Origin of the sequence: Asticcacaulis sp., assembly GCA_024707255.1 — a bacterium.
In the GTDB taxonomy this organism is placed as follows: domain Bacteria; phylum Pseudomonadota; class Alphaproteobacteria; order Caulobacterales; family Caulobacteraceae; genus Asticcacaulis.
This window is the reverse complement of the sequence record JANQAC010000001.1, coordinates 1099272-1115450: the sequence shown is the minus strand read 5'-3', so window position 1 is coordinate 1115450 and position 16179 is coordinate 1099272. Positions and strand designations below refer to the sequence as shown.

At 58.7% G+C, this 16179-nt stretch carries 17 protein-coding genes and 2 pseudogenes; 15 read left to right on the top strand and 4 right to left on the bottom strand.

The features are described 5' to 3' along the window. Window positions 1–285 precede the first annotated feature (285 nt). From NVV72_05385 to rimM, 5 genes and pseudogenes are all read left to right on the top strand, one after another. Window positions 286–1632 carry a DEAD/DEAH box helicase gene (locus NVV72_05385; protein MCR6658793.1) on the top strand — a complete coding sequence of 449 codons (1347 nt, stop codon included), beginning with the start codon at window positions 286–288 and terminating at the stop codon, window positions 1630–1632. Then, window positions 1577–2281: a hypothetical protein gene (locus NVV72_05380; protein ID MCR6658792.1), complete on the top strand. Its 705-nt coding sequence runs from the start codon at window positions 1577–1579 to the stop codon at window positions 2279–2281. The genes NVV72_05385 and NVV72_05380 overlap by 56 nt, the downstream gene beginning before the upstream one ends. 524 nt (window positions 2282–2805) lie before the next feature. Continuing rightward, window positions 2806–4393 (top strand): annotated as a pseudogene (ffh, locus tag NVV72_05375) (signal recognition particle protein). Between the two features lie 24 nt (window positions 4394–4417). Continuing rightward, a complete protein-coding gene (gene rpsP, locus NVV72_05370) occupies window positions 4418–4867 on the top strand; it encodes a 30S ribosomal protein S16 (protein ID MCR6658791.1) in 450 nt (149 codons plus the stop codon). A 71-nt stretch (window positions 4868–4938) separates the two neighbouring features. After that, window positions 4939–5439 carry a ribosome maturation factor RimM gene (rimM, locus tag NVV72_05365; protein ID MCR6658790.1) on the top strand — a complete coding sequence of 167 codons (501 nt, stop codon included), beginning with the start codon at window positions 4939–4941 and terminating at the stop codon, window positions 5437–5439. Here the strand turns inward: rimM and NVV72_05360 are convergent. Further along, window positions 5436–6194: an SDR family oxidoreductase gene (locus NVV72_05360; protein ID MCR6658789.1), complete on the bottom strand. Its 759-nt coding sequence runs from the start codon at window positions 6192–6194 to the stop codon at window positions 5436–5438. The genes rimM and NVV72_05360 overlap by 4 nt on opposite strands. Before the next feature lie 96 nt (window positions 6195–6290). Between NVV72_05360 and NVV72_05355 the strand changes: the two genes are divergently transcribed. From NVV72_05355 to NVV72_05340, 4 genes are read left to right on the top strand one after another with little or no spacing between them, the layout of a single operon-like run. Beyond that, window positions 6291–7187, top strand: a complete 897-nt coding sequence (locus NVV72_05355) for a LysR family transcriptional regulator (GenBank protein MCR6658788.1) — start codon at window positions 6291–6293, stop codon at window positions 7185–7187. Window positions 7188–7233: 46 nt separating this feature from the next. Next, the gene (locus NVV72_05350; GenBank protein ID MCR6658787.1) at window positions 7234–7677 is read left to right on the top strand and encodes a LacI family transcriptional regulator; all 444 of its coding nucleotides are present in this window, start codon (window positions 7234–7236) and stop codon (window positions 7675–7677) included. Further along, the gene (locus tag NVV72_05345; protein ID MCR6658786.1) at window positions 7595–8260 is read left to right on the top strand and encodes a substrate-binding domain-containing protein; all 666 of its coding nucleotides are present in this window, start codon (window positions 7595–7597) and stop codon (window positions 8258–8260) included. The genes NVV72_05350 and NVV72_05345 overlap by 83 nt, the downstream gene beginning before the upstream one ends. Further along, window positions 8257–8784 (top strand): hypothetical protein, encoded by a 528-nt coding sequence (locus NVV72_05340; GenBank protein MCR6658785.1) that lies wholly within the window; start codon window positions 8257–8259, stop codon window positions 8782–8784. Before NVV72_05345 ends, NVV72_05340 begins: the two co-directional genes overlap by 4 nt. On the opposite strand, the gene NVV72_05335 is transcribed toward NVV72_05340, so the two are convergent. Both NVV72_05335 and NVV72_05330 read right to left on the bottom strand, forming a co-directional pair. Beyond that, a complete protein-coding gene (locus NVV72_05335; GenBank protein MCR6658784.1) occupies window positions 8756–9328 on the bottom strand; it encodes a glucokinase in 573 nt (190 codons plus the stop codon). The two genes, NVV72_05340 and NVV72_05335, sit on opposite strands and share 29 nt — an antisense overlap. Beyond that, entirely contained in the window at window positions 9228–9704 is a 477-nt protein-coding gene (locus NVV72_05330; GenBank protein MCR6658783.1) for a glucokinase, read from the bottom strand. The genes NVV72_05335 and NVV72_05330 overlap by 101 nt, the downstream gene beginning before the upstream one ends. A gap of 142 nt (window positions 9705–9846) precedes the next feature. Here NVV72_05330 and NVV72_05325 point away from each other — a divergent pair, with 142 nt between their 5' ends. The 6 genes and pseudogenes from NVV72_05325 to NVV72_05300 all read left to right on the top strand — a co-directional run bounded on the left by NVV72_05325 (window position 9847) and on the right by NVV72_05300 (window position 15607). Continuing rightward, window positions 9847–10497, top strand: a complete 651-nt coding sequence (locus NVV72_05325) for a phosphoribosylanthranilate isomerase (protein MCR6658782.1) — start codon at window positions 9847–9849, stop codon at window positions 10495–10497. 37 nt (window positions 10498–10534) lie between these two features. Further along, entirely contained in the window at window positions 10535–11770 is a 1236-nt protein-coding gene (trpB, locus tag NVV72_05320) for a tryptophan synthase subunit beta (GenBank protein ID MCR6658781.1), read from the top strand. Then, a pseudogene (gene trpA / locus NVV72_05315) lies at window positions 11767–12640 on the top strand (tryptophan synthase subunit alpha). Before trpB ends, trpA begins: the two are co-directional and overlap by 4 nt. Window positions 12641–12643: 3 nt before the next feature. Beyond that, the gene (locus NVV72_05310) at window positions 12644–13579 is read left to right on the top strand and encodes an acetyl-CoA carboxylase carboxyl transferase subunit beta (GenBank protein ID MCR6658780.1); all 936 of its coding nucleotides are present in this window, start codon (window positions 12644–12646) and stop codon (window positions 13577–13579) included. 59 nt (window positions 13580–13638) lie between these two features. Beyond that, a complete protein-coding gene (locus tag NVV72_05305) occupies window positions 13639–14154 on the top strand; it encodes a hypothetical protein (protein MCR6658779.1) in 516 nt (171 codons plus the stop codon). Between the two features lie 151 nt (window positions 14155–14305). Next, on the top strand, window positions 14306–15607 hold the full coding sequence (locus NVV72_05300; GenBank protein MCR6658778.1) for a bifunctional folylpolyglutamate synthase/dihydrofolate synthase: 1302 nt from the start codon (window positions 14306–14308) through the stop codon (window positions 15605–15607). Window positions 15608–15839: 232 nt separating this feature from the next. Here NVV72_05300 and trxA read toward each other — a convergent pair whose 3' ends face one another. After that, the gene (trxA, locus tag NVV72_05295; protein MCR6658777.1) at window positions 15840–16166 is read right to left on the bottom strand and encodes a thioredoxin; all 327 of its coding nucleotides are present in this window, start codon (window positions 16164–16166) and stop codon (window positions 15840–15842) included. Window positions 16167–16179: the final 13 nt, after the last annotated feature.

The window sequence follows — 16179 nt, the reverse complement described above, 5'->3', positions numbered from 1 at the left end:
AGAAAATCAACCCTAACGGCTCTTAGAGCAATTTCTGGCAATGCAAACATTCTGTGGGCAGACTTCCAACGTTACCCAGAGACTTCTTCACAGCCTTCAAGAGCGAAAATTCTCGCATTGGCTAAGGACATGGCACTAAAGCGCAAATAAAAGGCGATTTCATATCGTTCACGTTGGTTTCTGCCAAATCAGCTTCTTTATCTTCTCAAGAATAAGAAATTTCTCCCTTTGGTTGCCGCCAGGGTTGAAGCAATGCTATGAATTTCTTGGGAGGCGTATAACTCAATGCAACTAGAAGAGCTCAAGCCAGGCACGAGAGTTCGTGGAATATCCGGCGTTGAACCCGTCGAGATTGTGAGCGCTAATTGGTTCGGGGACCAAGCAGTGGACGTCGTATTTCGCGTCAATGGGCGAGTGGATCAGCGCATTGTCTTCCGAACCGATGAGCTGAGTCTAGAGCTGGCTGATACCGGACGAGCGTTTGGTTTTCTAGGTGACGGCGATCTACTGAGGCTTGCATCAGAGGCACTTCGAATTCGATTGGCCTATCTTTTTGATCCGTACCTTGCAGTGCACGCGTCAACTATCGAGGCGCTTCCCCACCAAATCACAGCCGTATATGGCGAAATGCTTCCACGCCAGCCGCTCAGATTTTTACTGGCTGACGACCCCGGCGCAGGCAAGACGGTTATGGCTGGCCTGCTGATCAAGGAATTGATCATTCGGGGGGACTTGGAACGTTGTTTGATTGTCGCGCCTGGATCGCTTGTTGAGCAATGGCAGGACGAACTTAAGGAGAAATTCGGGCTCGACTTCAGAATAGTTACGCGTGACCAGATCGAGGCATCGTTGACCGGCAACCCCTTTGTTGATCACGGGCGCCTCATAATGCGCCTGGATATGGCAGCGCGATCGGATGAATTAAAGGCCAAGCTCGAAGCCGGTCCTGAATGGGACCTCGTCATTTGTGACGAAGCGCACCGCATGTCTGCCTCGTACTTTGGCAATGAGGTCAAGGAAACCCAAAGACACAGGTTAGGTAAGCTGCTGGGCGCCAAAACTCGTAACTTGTTGTTGATGTCGGCTACGCCACACAATGGCAAAGAGGCCGACTTCCAATTATTCATGGGACTTCTCGATAGTGACCGGTTTGAGGGTAAGCCACGCGAGGGCGTTCACAAAGCAGATGTCAGCGACATGATGCGAAGGCTCACGAAGGAAGAGTTGTATCGCTTTGATGGCACGCCTTTGTTTCCTGAACGCAGGGCCTATACAGCGACCTTTGAATTTTCACCTCAAGAAGCTGCGTTATATACGGCTGTCACCAACTACGTTCGCAATGAAATGAACCGTGCCGATCGTGTGGGCGACGATATTCACGGAGGGGTAGCGCGCGAACATACGCCGACGGGCAAGTCTTTATTGAGGGATTGGCTGAGAGAATTAGTGGTCGGTTTCAGCTTACAACAGACAGCTTGGCCTCCTATCGGAGACCAATTGAAAATAGTTTTGGCGCGAATATTGATTATGCGACAGTTAAAAACAAGACGCAGAAGAGGAGCGCCTTCGAGAGGAGTTGGGGGACAAGCAGCATCGTCATCAAAAGAAAAAAAGCCGCGCAGAAAGTGCTGAATATTTTGCTGCCGAAGTTGTTGTTGGAAATCCCGACCTTGCGTTCGCCACGACAAATCATATTGAAAGCTTTTTTCAAAAATTGCGCCAGAATCTTCGCCGCATGGTCAGAAAGACCACAGGTTACTCCAAGAACCTGACCAACCTAAAACGAACAATCGCCCTATACGTCTTTCATTACAACTTTTGCCGTATTCACAAAACTCTCGGGACAACACCCGCCATTGCAGCGGGGATTGACGACACGCGGTGGGAGTGGGAGCACTTTCTCGATCTCATCGATGCCTATACGGCTGAAAAACGGATAGCCGCTAAGCTGCCGACCGATGAACAGTCGATCGAGCCCACATGTACGGAAGCTCAAATGGTAATTGAACCGTCGTATTTTGTGTATCTGAGCCGTGATGGTGACTACGCCAAGGTCCATCATTCGAGTTGCAAGAATGCGCGCCATGGCTCAGGTTCCTCTAAGCAATCCGGCCAATTCTGGCTTTGTGAAACAGTCGGTGATGCTTTAGCGCTGGCAGAAGAAAAGGCACCAGGAATGGCAGAGAAATGCAAGGTCTGCTTTTCGGACTATAATACGCTCAGCTATAGAGACCCGGCACGCAGGTCGTCCCGTCCTCAACCGCAAAGGCGAATTCGGTAACATTCGCCAATAAATTCAGCTCGCCAGAGTAAGTAGGCTTCGACATACTTCATGCCTTGTCGGTTCTGTGACCACATACACACCGTCGATATAACCTTCATAGCGTCGGTTGCCACATGAACGCTCCTCAGGCATAATCCAGTATGCCTTATTGTGGACCGTGAATTTTAAAATCAGATTTTCTTCGACCATTTTAGCCTCGCTTTCCGTCATCCGAAATGTACGGGTGACGCATGTTACGAGGCGCATTTTCAGTAGCGGGCTGGTTCCAGCAACGGGGTCAAATCAAACTGAGTCACTACCGGCGAAAGGCTGGACTTGACTCCGGCCTGGTTATCCGTCAAAGACACCGCCACATCCGCGCAAGACTTGCGCTTCATGCAAAAACCCTTTGCCAATACAAGCTTCGACACGGATCGAACGGGGGATTGGGAAGGCTCCCCGACAGCGCGTGGCGCCCTCGGGGATTTTGTTTTTGCGTAAAGTTCAGGGAACGCACGGCTCCAGATTAAAGGTTTTTGGCAATGTTCGACAGCTTGAACGACCGTCTTTCCGGTTTGTTTGACCGCCTCAGCGGCCGCGGCGTCCTTTCGGAAAAGGACGTCGACGAAGCGCTGCGCGAAGTGCGCATCGCCCTGCTAGAAGCCGATGTCGCCCTGCCGGTCGTCCGCCAGTTCATGACGCGCGCCAAGGAACTGGCCACCGGCGAAGCCATCATCAAAGCGGTCAAGCCGGCTGACCAGGTGGTCAAGATCGTTTATGACGGCCTGATCGACATGCTGGGCGGTGAGGAGCCGGTGCCGGTCAATCTCAATGCCGTGCCGCCGGTCGTCATCCTGATGGCTGGTCTGCAAGGTTCGGGTAAAACGACGACCTCGGCCAAGCTGGCTCTGCGCCTGACGAAGTTCGATCGCAAGAAGGTCATGATGGCCTCGCTCGATACGCGCCGTCCGGCCGCCATGGAGCAGCTTAAACTGCTGGGCGAGCAGACCGGGGTCGATGTGCTGCCGATCGTGGCCGGCCAGAGCCCGGCTGAAATCACGCGCCGCGCCCTGCAATCGGCCAAGCTCCAGGGCTATGACGTCCTGATCCTCGATACCGCCGGCCGCACCACGCTCGATGAAGCCCTGATGGCCGAGGCCGCCGAGATCGCCAAAATCTCGAACCCGACCGAAACCTTCCTCGTCGCCGACAGCCTCACCGGCCAGGATGCCGTACGCACGGCTACCGCCTTTCACGAGCGCCTGCCGCTGACCGGCCTGATCCTGACCCGCGCCGATGGCGATGGCCGCGGCGGCGCCATGCTATCGATGCGCGCCGTCACCGGCCTGCCGATCAAGTATCTCGGCGCCGGTGAAAAGGTCGAGGCGCTCGATGTCTTCGATGCCCGCCGCATCGCCGGCCGCATCCTTGGCCGAGGGCGATATCGTCGCCCTCGTTGAAAAGGCCGCGCAGGAGCTGGACGCTTCCAAGGCCGAGGCCATGGCGCGCAAGATGGCCAAGGGCCAGTTCGACCTCGATGACCTCTCCGCCCAGCTCCAGCAGATGAAGAAGATGGGCGGCATGACCGGCATAATGGGCATGTTGCCCGGCGTGCAGAAGGTCAAGAAGCAGATCGAGGAATCCAACTTCTCGGACAAGATTTTCGACCGCCAGGTGGCCATCATTTCCTCGATGACCAAGCTGGAGCGCAAGAAGCCGGACCTGCTCAATGCCTCGCGCAAGCGCCGCATCGCGGCCGGCGCCGGCGTCGATGTCGCCGAAATCAACCGCCTGCTCAAGCAGCACCGCCAGATGGCCGATACCTTCAAGATGATGTCGCGCTCCAATGGCCGAGGCGCCATGGGGCAGATGGCCAAAATGTTTGGAATGGGTGGCGGCGGCATGGGTAGTTCTGGGGCCAACATGGCCGATATCGCCAAGAAGATGGGCGTCAATACGCAGGCTGGGCCCGGCGGCAATCCGCTGGAAGGGCTCAATCCCGCCCTCGATCTCGATAAACTGAAAGCTTTGGGCGGTGGGAAACTCCCCGGCGCCACTCCACCATCGGGCCTGTTTGGCGGCCTGCCGGGTCTCCCCGGTGCAAAGCCATTCGACCCAACCAAGAAATAACCTGTTTAACTTTAGGATACTGAAATGCTTAAGATTCGTCTGTCCCGCGGTGGCTCCAAGAAGCGCCCCTACTACACCATCGTCATCGCTGACGCCGCCGCCCCGCGCGACGGTAAGTTCATCGAAAAGGTGGGCACCTATAACCCGATGCTGCCGAAGGACGCGCAGCGCGTGACCCTGAAGGTCGAGCGTATCGCCGAGTGGCTCAAGAAGGGCGCCCAGCCGACCGACCGCGTCGCGCGCTTCCTGTCGCAAGAGGGCCTGGTGAAGTGGGAGCACGGCAACAACCCGAACAAGGGCCAGCCGGGCAAGAAGGCTCAGGAGCGTCTGGCTGAACGCGCCCAGCGCGAACAGGACCGCCTGGACGCCGAAGCCGCCGCCAAGGCCGAGGCTGAAGAAGCCAAGGCCGCCGCTGCCGCCGCTCCGGCTGAAGAAGCCCCGTCTGCCGAAGAAGAAGCGCCCGCTTCGGAATAAGCGTCCGCTATCTGGAATTGGAAAAGGGCCGGGATTTGCCTCCCGGCCCTTTTTCTGTATAGGAACGCCTTATGACCAAACCCGATCTGATCTTTGTCGCGCAGGTGAGCGCTGCCGTCGGCCTTCAGGGCGAATTCAAGCTGCTGAGCTTTATGGAAGATCCTTACAGCGTGCTGGAATACAGCCCCCTGCTGAACGACAAGGGCGAACCGGCCCTGGTCATTACCAAGGCACGCGAGCACAAGGGCACGCTGGTGGTGAGGGCCGAGGACGTGCCTGATCGCACCGCCGCCGATAAAATCAAGGGGCTGAAACTCTACATCGATCGCGCCGACCTGCCTGAAGTGGAAGACGGCGAATACTACATCACCGACCTGATTGGCATGAAGGCCTATGACGCCTCTGGCGCCGAGGTCGGGCGGGTGATGAATGTCGATAATTTCGGCGCCGGCGACCTGCTCGATATCAAGCCGCTGGAAGGGCCGAGCTTCTACCTGCTCTTCACCGACGAAAACGTGCCGGAGATCGACCTCGAAGCTAAGCGCATCGTGGTCGACCTCACTGGCATCTAGGCGTGGATCCCGCCTGATACCTCGATACGCTGGCCATTGATCCACCCGGCTTCGTCCGACAGCAGCAGTGCCACCGCGCCACCGATATCGTCCGGCAGGCCGACGCGGCCGAGCGGGGTCTGCTTGGCGATGGCGGCGTTGATATCGGCATTGTCGCGCACGCGGCCGCCGCCGAAATCAGTCTCGATCGCCCCCGGCGCGATCGCATTGACCGTGATGCGGCGCGGACCCAGTTCCAGCGCCATGTAGCGCGTCAGGGCATCGATGGCGGCCTTGGTGGCGCCGTAAATGCTTGAACCCGGATAGCTGAATCGCGCCAGGCCCGATGACAGGTTGAGGATGCGGCCGCCGTCCTTGATTAGCGGCAGCAGGGCTTGGGTCAGGAAGACAACGCCCTTGAAGTGGACATTGATGATGCCGTCGAACTGCGCCTCCGTGACCTCGGCGAAAGGCGCATAGAGCGCCATGCCGGCATTATTGATCAGGAAATCGAAATCGTTATGGCCCCAGTTAGTCTTCAGCGCGTCCTTTACCTGCGCGGCGAAGGCCGGAAAGCTGCCCGAAACGCCCGTGTCGAGTGGCAGGGCCACGGCCTTGCGGCCCATCAGCTTCAGTTCCTCAATCAGGCTGTCGGCCTCGTCCCTGCGCTCACGGTAGGTGAAAAGGATGTCGGTGCCTTTGGCGGCGAGGTGATGGGCCATGTTGCGGCCGAGTCCACGGCTGCCGCCGGTGATAAGAGCTATTTTGTTGGTCATGGAAAGTCTCCTTTGAGTGGGCGGTCAAGGTTTACTGTTTTTCATCTCGATGATAAATTTGCCATATCAGACATCACTGTTCGGAAAATTGGAACAATGAATCGCGTTGAGGCCATGTCCCTGTTTGTCCGGGTCGCGGAGCTGCAAAGCTTCACGGCGGCGGCGCTGTCGCTGGGCCTGCCGAAATCGAGCGCTTCGCAGGCCGTCAGCCAGTTGGAAGCCCATCTCAAGGTTCAGCTCCTATACCGCACCACGCGCAAGGTGCAGCTAACCCATGACGGGCAAGCCTATTACGAACGCTGCCGCGAGGTGCTGGCGGAACTCGACGAACTGGAGTCGATGTTCTCGCAGACGCGCGAACTGACCGGCGCCCTGCGCGTCGATATGCCGGTCAGCCTGGCGCGCAATTTCCTGGTGCCGCGCCTGCCGGCATTCCTCGATCGTCATCCGGGACTGGAGATTGAACTGTCCTGCACGGATCGGCGGGTCGATGTGGTGGCGGAGGGCTTCGATTGTGTGATCCGCGTCGGGGCGCAGGCCGATTCCGCTCTGATGACGCGACCGCTTGGCCTGATGCACATGGGAAACTATGCCAGCCCGGTCTATCTGGCGCGGCACGGCGAACCGAAGACGCTGGAAGACCTGAAAAGCCACCACCTGATCCACTATGCCCTGACGCTCGGCAGCCGGCCATTCGGTTTCGAATACCGCGATGGCGATGAGTATAGGGTCGTGGATATGCCGGGGCGCATCACGGTCAACAACACCGAAGCCTTCAGTGCCGCCGCCCTGGCGGGGCTGGGCATCCTGCAATCCCCGCGCACCGGCAATCGCCAGCATGTGGCGGAGGGCCGGCTGGTGGAAATTCTGCGGCAATATGAGGCTGAACCCTTGCCGGTCGCCATGGTCTATCCCCGCCGCCGTCATCAGGCTCGCCGGATCCGCGCCTTCATGGACTGGGTGAGCGAGATCATGCGCGATTATCTGGACTAATTCCACACGAGATGTAATCATCTGAACAACCACAACAAAGATCACGATGAAACGCCCCACCTCCTTCGATATCGCGGCGCTTGCCGGCGTCTCCCAGGCCACCGTATCACGGGCGCTTTCCGGTGCGTCGTCGGTCAGCGAGGCGGTGCGCCAGCGCGTCTTCGATGCGGCTGCGCAGCTCAACTATACGGTCGATATCAATGCGCGGAAGCTGCGCTCGAAAAAGATCAACACCATCGCCGTGCTGGTATCCGAAGACCTCGACCATTCCGATAACCGCATCAATCCCTTCTTCCTGCCGCTGATCGGTTCAATCCTCGACTACGCCAATGCCAAGGGCGTCGACGTGCTGATGTCGTTGCAAAAGGCCGATGCCGACTGGGGCGCCGATTACGGCTTTTCGCGCCGTGCCGACGGCATCATCTTCCTGGGCTACCGCGATTTCGAGATCCTATCTGCGCAAGGTGGCGGTGCTGGCCAAGGTCGGTGAGCCATGGGTGGTCTTCGGGCCGGTCATGCCGGAAACGCCCAACCTGTTCATCGGATCGCAGAATGAGGAGGGCGCGCACGAGGCGGTGGCGCACCTGATCAAGCTGGGGCGTAAGCGCATTGTCTTTCTCGGTGAGGCGTCCGAAGCGCATTCGGAATTTTTCGAGCGCTACAAGGGCTATCAGCGTGCTCATGCCGAGGCTGGCCTGACGCCGGATCCCGGGCTGGCGATCGACTGCTTTATCTCGCGCGAGGAAGGGGCAGCGGCGATCGATCGCCTGCTCGATGAGGGCGTGGCGTTCGATGCCGTCTTCGCCGTGACCGACCTGCTGGCCATCGGCGCCATCCAGTCCCTGCAAAAGCAAGGGCTGAACGTGCCGAAGGACGTATCCGTCATGGGCTTCGATGACTTGTGGGCCTGCACCTGCATCAACCCGACGCTCTCGACCGTGCGCCAGGATACCACCACCGCCGCGCGGGTGCTGGTCGATACCCTGGCGGCGCTGATTGATAATGAGCCGGTCGAGATGACGCGCATCCCGACGCAACTGGTGATCCGTGAATCCTGCGGAGGGAAAGGATGAAATATGCTGTTCTGGCTTCGATTTTCGGACTTTGGCTATTGGCGGGCAGTACTTTCGCCTTTGAGGCCAAACCTATTGTCTATGTCAGCCATACTGGCGATCGATTCATAGTTTTTGATCCTGTTGCACAGCACGTTTCATATCAGGGAACCGCCAATATAAAAGAGCGTGGTGATCAGGGTGGCCAATATACCGACTGCTCTACCAAACGCCTTTTATGTGCCTCAATAACGGGACACGCCATTGCTGTACCAAGCATGGGCGATTTGCCGTCAAATTGGGATTTAGGGGCGGCACATTTTCATGTCCTTCAAATTCTGACTGGGGGCGATCACAAGGTTTGGCTTATTTCCGTAACCGAGAAGGGGGATACCTACCTTCATTTCAGCTATTCCCGCGAGCGCGGTGTTGAGACACTCTCAAATCAGATGAATGAAGAGCCGAAATATCTGGCAGTGACCCATTTCCTGGTGGGCCGGAATGGACTGTTAGGCGTCAGTCGAACAGGGTCGCCAGGCCGATGATTTCCATATCCGGCGCCAGGGTCCGGTAGACCGGAATCTCAGACACATAATTGCTCAGGCGGCCCTTGTCACTGTAGCGCCGGACAAAGGCGTCCACATCGAACAGGTCGCCGATCATGTCGAGCAGGTCGCCGGCCAGATAGACGCCCCCGCGCGCCCCCAGGATCAGGGCCACGTCCGAGGCCATGGCGGCGAACCAGCCCATGCTCAGGTCGATCGCCTGTTTGCCGCGCGGATCGCCGGTCGAGGCGAGGGCGATGATTTCCTCGATGGATGGCGCCCTGGCGTCATCGCCTTCAATCTGTGCCAGTGCGGCCCAGATATCGGCCACGCCGGGAATGGAGATCACGCGCTCGCGTGACACATGGCCGTACTTGTCGATCAGCACGCGCAGCACCGCTTCCTCGATATCCGAGGTGGGGGCCAGGTCGGAATGGCCGCCTTCAGTCGGCATGGCCGTCCAGCCGCCCATGCCGTCCGGCACCAGAGCCGACATGCCCAGGCCGTTGTGCGGACCGATCACGGCGATAACCTGTTCTTCCACGGCATCGCCACCGCAGATTTTTTTCACATTCATTGCCATGCAGGCGCGGAATGGCCAGGGCCTTGGCGACGAAATCATTGACCAGGTTGATGCGCGGGGTATCGAGAAAACCGCGCATGTCGGCACGGTCGATCGAAAAGCCATGATTGGGAAGCTGAATGACCCCGCCGCGTTCCCAGCCCGCCGCCGAAATGGCCGCGCCAGCCAGTCGCGGCTTGTCCTGCGCTTCCAGAAAGTCGGAAATAGCTGTCTTGTAGCTTTCAAGACTGTTACAGGCGTAATGAGTCGATTCCCGCGGGCGTTCGCCGCGCCGCGCCATGGCCAGCTTAAGATAGCTGCCATTACTGATATCACTCAGCAACACGTAATCCGTCATAATTTCCTTGCCCTATCTTCTTATTTTTATACCCGGCCTTTTTATTTTTGTGGGCCGGCTTAATTAAGTTTGGAAATTAACTTCCAAATCTTGATTTTTACTAAAGCATCTGTCCAAAACAACACCAAATCGAGGTCTTTTTATGCCGACTGCGGTAAAAATTTGCGGAATTCGGACAATGGATGCGGCAATCGCCGCGATCAATGACAGCGCTGACTTTTTGGGCTTCATCCATTTCGCCAAAAGTCCGCGCCATTTGACGCTCAACGCCATGAAAGACCTGATCCTGGCGATTCGCAGCGTTAACGCTACCATTCCGCTTGTCAGCGTTGTCGTCAATCCGGAAAATGACCTGCTGGAAACGCTCCGGGACGAGGTAAAGCCCGACTTGATCCAGCTCCACGGCAAGGAGACGCCGCAGCGCGTGGCCGAGATCGCCGCGTTAACCCATTTGCCCCTGATCAAGGCAATCAGTGTCAGCGAAAAAAGCGACCTCGATGAGGCGCCCCTCTATGAGCCATATGTCGAATATATGATGTTCGACGCCAAGCCGCCGAAGACTGCGGACCTGCCGGGCGGCCTGGGCCTGAGCTTTGACTGGACGCTCATGCGTCATCACGCCGCAGTCAAACCCTGGTTTTTGGCCGGCGGGCTGTCATCCGAAACCATCGGCGCCGCCGTAAAAGAGTCCGGTGCGCCAATGCTGGATATCTCGTCCGGTGTCGAATCCGCGCCCGGCGTGAAGGACAATGCGCTGATTTCGGGCTTCCTAAAAGCGGCAAAGTCGCTATAAGCGGGCTCCCAACCTTAAACTTAAAGGAATTCTCACGGTGAGCGATCCCGTTCTAAGAAACAGCTACAGCCAGCCGGACGCCCGAGGCCGGTTTGGCCAGTTCGGCGGACTTTATGTCCCCGAAACCCTGATGCCGCTGGTTTTGGAACTGACGCAAGCCTGGCATGACGCCAAGAATGACGAAAGTTTCTGGGCCGAATATCACAGCCTGATGACGCACTTCGTCGGCCGGCCGTCGCCGCTCTATTTCGCCGAGCGCATGACCGAGCATTTTGGCGGCGCCAAGATCTATTTCAAGCGCGAAGAACTGAACCACACCGGCGCGCACAAGATCAACAACTGCATCGGCCAGATTTTGCTGGCAAAGCGCATGGGCCGCACGCGCATCATCGCCGAAACCGGCGCCGGCCAGCATGGCGTCGCCTCGGCCACGGTCTGCGCCCGCTTTGATTTGCCCTGCACCGTCTATATGGGCGCCACGGATGTGGAGCGGCAAAAGCCGAACGTCTTCCGGATGCAGCTTCTGGGCACCACGGTTTCCCCGGTCACCAATGGCCAGGGCACCTTGAAGGACGCCATGAATGAGGCCCTGCGCGACTGGGTGACGAATGTCCACGATACCTATTACATGATCGGCACCGCCGCCGGGATGCATCCCTATCCGGAGATGGTGCGCGAATTCCAGACCGTGATCGGTAAGGAAACCCGCACGCAAATCCTCGAAAGAGAAGGCCGTCTGCCGGATGCCGTGATCGCCTGCGTCGGCGGCGGATCGAATGCCATCGGCATGTTCCATCCCTTCATTGACTACGACACCGTCAAGCTGGTCGGCGTGGAAGCGGCGGGCCACGGCCTCGACGTCTATAACGGCCACGCCTCTTCGCTGAATGGCGGCCGCCCCGGCGTGCTGCACGGCAACCGCACCTATCTGCTCCAGGACGACGACGGCCAGATCCTCGAAGGCCATTCAATCTCGGCCGGCCTCGACTATCCGGGCATCGGGCCGGAACACGCCTACCTCTTCGATATCGGCCGCGCCAAGTACGTGACCACCACTGACGAGGAGGCGCTCGCCGCGTTTGCGCTCACCTGCAAACTGGAAGGCATCATTCCGGCACTGGAATCGTCGCACGCCATCGCGCGTGTCGGCGAACTGGCGAAGGAAGTCGGCAAGGGTGGGATCGTGGTGCTTAATCTCTCCGGCCGCGGCGACAAGGATATCGCCACGGTCGCCAAGCACATGGGTGAAGCGGGAGCGAGTCTGTTGTCATGAGTGTGGCCCGTATCGACAAGCGCTTCGCCGACCTGAAAGCGCAAAACACATCCGCCTTCATCGCCTATATCATGGCCGGCGACCCGGACCTCGGAAACCACGTTTGAAATCCTGAAGGGCCTGCCCGCGGCGGGCGCCGATATCATCGAACTGGGCTTCCCCTTCTCCGACCCGATGGCCGAAGGGCCGACCATCCAGCGCGCCGCCGAACGCAGCCTCGCCGCCGGCACCAAGCTGCGTGATGTCTTCATGCTGGTGAAGCGTTTCCGCGAGACCGACCAGGACACGCCGATCATCCTGATGGGCTATATGAACCCGGTCGAATTCCTCGGCTATGAGCGTTTTGCCCGGACGGCTTCGGAAGCCGGCGCCGACGGACTCATTGTTGTGGACTGCCCCCCGGAAGAGGCCGAAGAGCTGACCGATGCGCTCGATGCCAACGATATCGCCCTGATCCGCCTGGCGACCCCAACCACCGACGCCAGCCGCCTGCAAACCATTGTCCGGCGCACGCGCGGCTTCATCTATTATGTTTCGGTCGCCGGCGTCACCGGCGTCAAGGCGGTCGATGCCGACGCCATCGCCGACCAGGTGGCCAGGGTGCGCGAAGCCGCCAACTTGCCGGTGGCTGTGGGCTTCGGTATCCGCACGCCGGAAAGCGCGGCCAGCGTGGCCCGCATTGCCGACGCCGCCGTTGTCGGCTCGGCCTTGGTGGACGAGATCGCGGCATTGGCGCAAACGAAAAATTTACCAGAAAATAACCCGAACCGCACGAATGTGCTGGAAAAGGCCGCCATTTTGGCAGACGCTGTCCATTCTGCTCGGCTGGCGGCCCAAAACGGCAACACAGGTGTAACCGGAGTAAGATGACGTATGGCTATGGCTGACAAGTCCGACAAGGGCCCCAAATTGCCCCCCGCCGCAAAATCCGCCGAGCGCCGCGAACGGGGCGGCTGGCTGTCCAAGATCGCCCCCGGCATCTCCAATTTCGTCGGCAGCAAACGCGAAACGCCGGAAAACCTTTGGGTGAAAGACCCCGATACCGGCGACATGATCTACCGCTCCGACCTGGAAGCCGCCCTGTGGGTGACGCCGTCCGGTCGCCACATGCGCATTGGCCCCAAGGCGCGCATGAAATTCACCTTCGATGACGGCCAGTTCGAGAGCCTGCCGACACCGGAAGTGGTCGAAGATCCGCTGCATTTCTCTGATGGCAAGCCCTACAAGGACCGCCTGAAGGCCGCCCGCAACGCCACCGGCGAGCGCGACGTCATGGCGATTGGCTATGGCAAGGTTCAGGGCGTCGATTGTATTGTGCTCGTTCAGGATTTCGCCTTCATGGGCGGTTCGCTCGGCATGGCCGCCGGTGAAGGCTTTATCGCCGCCGCCAAGGCCGCCGTGGAGCGCCAGGTGCCGCTGGTCGTCTTCACCGCTGCCGGCGGCGCCCGGATGCAGGAAGGCGCTCTGTCGCTGATGCAGATGGCCCGCACGACCCTGGCCATTCAGGAACTGAAGAAGGCGCAACTGCCCTATCTCGTGGTCCTGACCGACCCGACCACCGGCGGCGTCACGGCCTCCTACGCCATGCTGGGTGATATCCACCTGGCTGAACCCGGCGCGTTGATCTGCTTTGCCGGCCCGCGCGTGATCGAGACCACCATCCGTGAAAAGCTGCCGGAAGGTTTCCAGCGCTCGGAATTCCTGGTGGAAAAAGGCATGGTCGATCGGGTCGTCCCGCGTTCCGAACTGCCGGAAGTGCTGGGTGCGCTGATGTCGATGCTGATGAGCGGCAAGCGTAAGGCGGCTTAGCCAGGGTCATAACGACCTTGGACCCGTAAGTTATTCTTTGCGTGGTGACGGGGGGAACCATGGAAGGCTATGAGATTTTTGAAATTACCACCAGAGTATTTGGGCGACTGACAAAATCGACATTTGTCGCTGTCGCTTCAGTGGTCGGGGGTGTTCTTAGCATGTGTCTGTTAAAAGGCATTGTTGACGGGTTGTTTCTGCATCGGACGCCCAGCTTTTATGCGTTGAGCCCTGCTAACCTATATTTATGTACTATCGGTTGGGGTATTCCCTCTCTGACGTTTGGTCTACCCATTCAGGCCCTCTTGCAGAAAATTGGTTGGACAGGCTTGTTGTCCAATCTTGCAACGGCTGTTTTAATCGGATTTCCAATAGGGGTCTGGTTGGGTGAGGCATGGTCAAGTAGTGTTGATGACGCAAGACAACCACTTTTCACGCAATTGCAAGATAGGGTAGCAGAGATGAAAGACTGGCATGCAAATGGCTGGTTCATGCTGTTTTATCTTATCAGTGGTGCGATTATTTTCTGGCTGATCCGCCGACCGGATAAGGACGCAGCAAAACCTCTCCCCTGAATCCGATTGAGGTGCTAATGGGCGGATATATCCCCTCGCCCCGTTTACGGGGAGAGGGTGGCCCGAAGGGCCGGGTGAGGGGCAACCTTACCGATTAGCAGCCCCTCACCCCGACCCTCTCCCCGTAAACGGGGCGAGGGGGAAGTATGACATGACCGACCGCCTACTGCCCTTCGACGCGCCGCTTGAGCGCCTGAAAGCCCTGCATCCCAAGCTGATCGACCTCAATCTCGACCGGATGCTGGGCGTCTGCGAAGCGCTGGGCCGACCGCAGGACAGACTGCCGCCGGTTGTTCATGTCGCCGGCACCAATGGCAAGGGCTCGACCATCGCTTTGCTGCGCGCCATGGCCGAGGCGCAGGGCTTGCGCGTTCATGTCTATACCTCGCCGCATCTGGTGCATTTCGCCGAACGCATCCGTCTGGCCGGCACCCTGATCGATGAGGACTATCTGGCCTATTGCCTGAACCGCGTCGAAACCGCCAATGCCGGGCAACCCCTGACTTTCTTCGAATCGACCACCGCCGCCGCCTTTCTAGCTTTTTCCGAAACGCCCGCTGACCTGCTCCTGCTGGAAACCGGTCTCGGTGGCCGGCTCGACGCCACCAATATCATCGCCCATCCGAAACTGACGATCATCACCCCTATCGACTATGATCATCAGGCTTTCCTCGGCAATGATCTGGCGACGATCGCGCGCCAGAAGGCGGGCATCTTCAAGAGCGGCACACCCGCCCTGAGCGCCCGCCAACCGGACGAAGCGGCCCAGGCACTGGAATGGCAGGCGCTGAAACACAGCATTTCCCTCACCAGCATGGGGCAGGGCATTGACGCCTGGCGTGAAGGCGACCGGCTGATCTTCCAGGATGAGGATGCGCTGTATGACCTGCCGCTGCCGGCGCTGGCCGGTGCGCACCAGATCGAAAACGCCGGACTGGCCATCAAGGCCGCATTGATGCTGGGCCTTTCTACGGAGGCTATCGAAACCGGCCTGAAAACCGCGCAATGGCCGGGTCGTCTGCAAGCGCTTAAGGCCGGCCCTTTGTATGAGGCGCTCGGCAACACCGCGTCCGAACTGTGGCTGGACGGCGGGCACAATCCCCATGCCGCACGAGCCTTGCGCGACTTTATCGACCGCCAGCAGGCGCGTGATCCGAAGCCGCTGCATCTCATCTGTGGACTGATCAATACCAAGGATGCCGTTGAATTCTTCGGTCATTTCGCCGGCCTTGAGGCGCATATCCACTGTGTCGGTTTCAGCAGCGAGGCCGCCATCCCCCCGGCCGAATTGGCCACCGCCGCGCAAGGCAAGGGCCTGGAAGCCAGCGTGGCTGCAAGCCCTCTCGATGCCATCAAATCGTTGCCGCCAGAGCTGGTCCGGGTACTGATCTGCGGCTCGCTCTATCTGGTGGGCGATTGCCTGGCGCTCTCGGAAGACACATGGCCACGTTGACCTGATTTCCCTCTGCCGACGATAGCGGTAGCGTGTGGTTGCCCTGAATATCTGTGTAATCTGTGGATCAAAAATGGATGTTCACGCGCGCACCAACGCTGGCAAGAAGCGTATCCACAGATTACACAGATATCCGTGATCCTCTCACGCTACCGCTATCGCCGGAGTCCAGATCAAAAAAAACCCGCTGCGTGGACGCAACGGGCTTTTTTGATCTTAAGATGGGTTGCGCTTAGGCGATTTCGTTCTCGCCAAGCCATTCGACCAGCTTCGCCTTGGGCATGGCGCCGACCTTCATCGAGGTCATTTGGCCGTTCTTGAACAGCATCATGGTCGGGATGCCGCGCACGCCGAAGCGCGACGGGGTCATCGGCGAATCCTCGATATTGAGCTTGGCGATCTTCACCTTGCCGCCCAGGCCATCGGCCAGTTCTTCGAGAATCGGCGCGATCTGCTTACAGGGGCCGCACCATTCGGCCCAGAAATCGACCAGGACCGGCGTGTCGGACTTCAGAACGTCGGCTTCAAAGCTTTCGTCGGTAATTTTATGCGTCGCCATATTCGGCTCCTTT

Bases quoted from the DNA above. Each gene is read 5' to 3' on its own strand.
- rpsP (MCR6658791.1), top strand. From the start codon at position 4,418: ATGCTTAAGATTCGTCTGTCCCGCGGTGGCTCCAAGAAGCGCCCCTAC.
- NVV72_05325 (MCR6658782.1), top strand. From the start codon at position 9,847: ATGCCGACTGCGGTAAAAATTTGCGGAATTCGGACAATGGATGCGGCA.
- rimM (MCR6658790.1), top strand. From the start codon at position 4,939: ATGACCAAACCCGATCTGATCTTTGTCGCGCAGGTGAGCGCTGCCGTC.
- NVV72_05360 (MCR6658789.1), bottom strand. From the start codon at position 6,194: ATGACCAACAAAATAGCTCTTATCACCGGCGGCAGCCGTGGACTCGGC.
- NVV72_05300 (MCR6658778.1), top strand. From the start codon at position 14,306: ATGACCGACCGCCTACTGCCCTTCGACGCGCCGCTTGAGCGCCTGAAA.
- trxA (MCR6658777.1), bottom strand. From the start codon at position 16,166: ATGGCGACGCATAAAATTACCGACGAAAGCTTTGAAGCCGACGTTCTG.
- NVV72_05330 (MCR6658783.1), bottom strand. From the start codon at position 9,704: ATGACGGATTACGTGTTGCTGAGTGATATCAGTAATGGCAGCTATCTT.
- NVV72_05350 (MCR6658787.1), top strand. From the start codon at position 7,234: ATGAAACGCCCCACCTCCTTCGATATCGCGGCGCTTGCCGGCGTCTCC.
- NVV72_05355 (MCR6658788.1), top strand. From the start codon at position 6,291: ATGAATCGCGTTGAGGCCATGTCCCTGTTTGTCCGGGTCGCGGAGCTG.
- NVV72_05310 (MCR6658780.1), top strand. From the start codon at position 12,644: ATGGCTATGGCTGACAAGTCCGACAAGGGCCCCAAATTGCCCCCCGCC.
- NVV72_05305 (MCR6658779.1), top strand. From the start codon at position 13,639: ATGGAAGGCTATGAGATTTTTGAAATTACCACCAGAGTATTTGGGCGA.
- NVV72_05385 (MCR6658793.1), top strand. From the start codon at position 286: ATGCAACTAGAAGAGCTCAAGCCAGGCACGAGAGTTCGTGGAATATCC.
- NVV72_05340 (MCR6658785.1), top strand. From the start codon at position 8,257: ATGAAATATGCTGTTCTGGCTTCGATTTTCGGACTTTGGCTATTGGCG.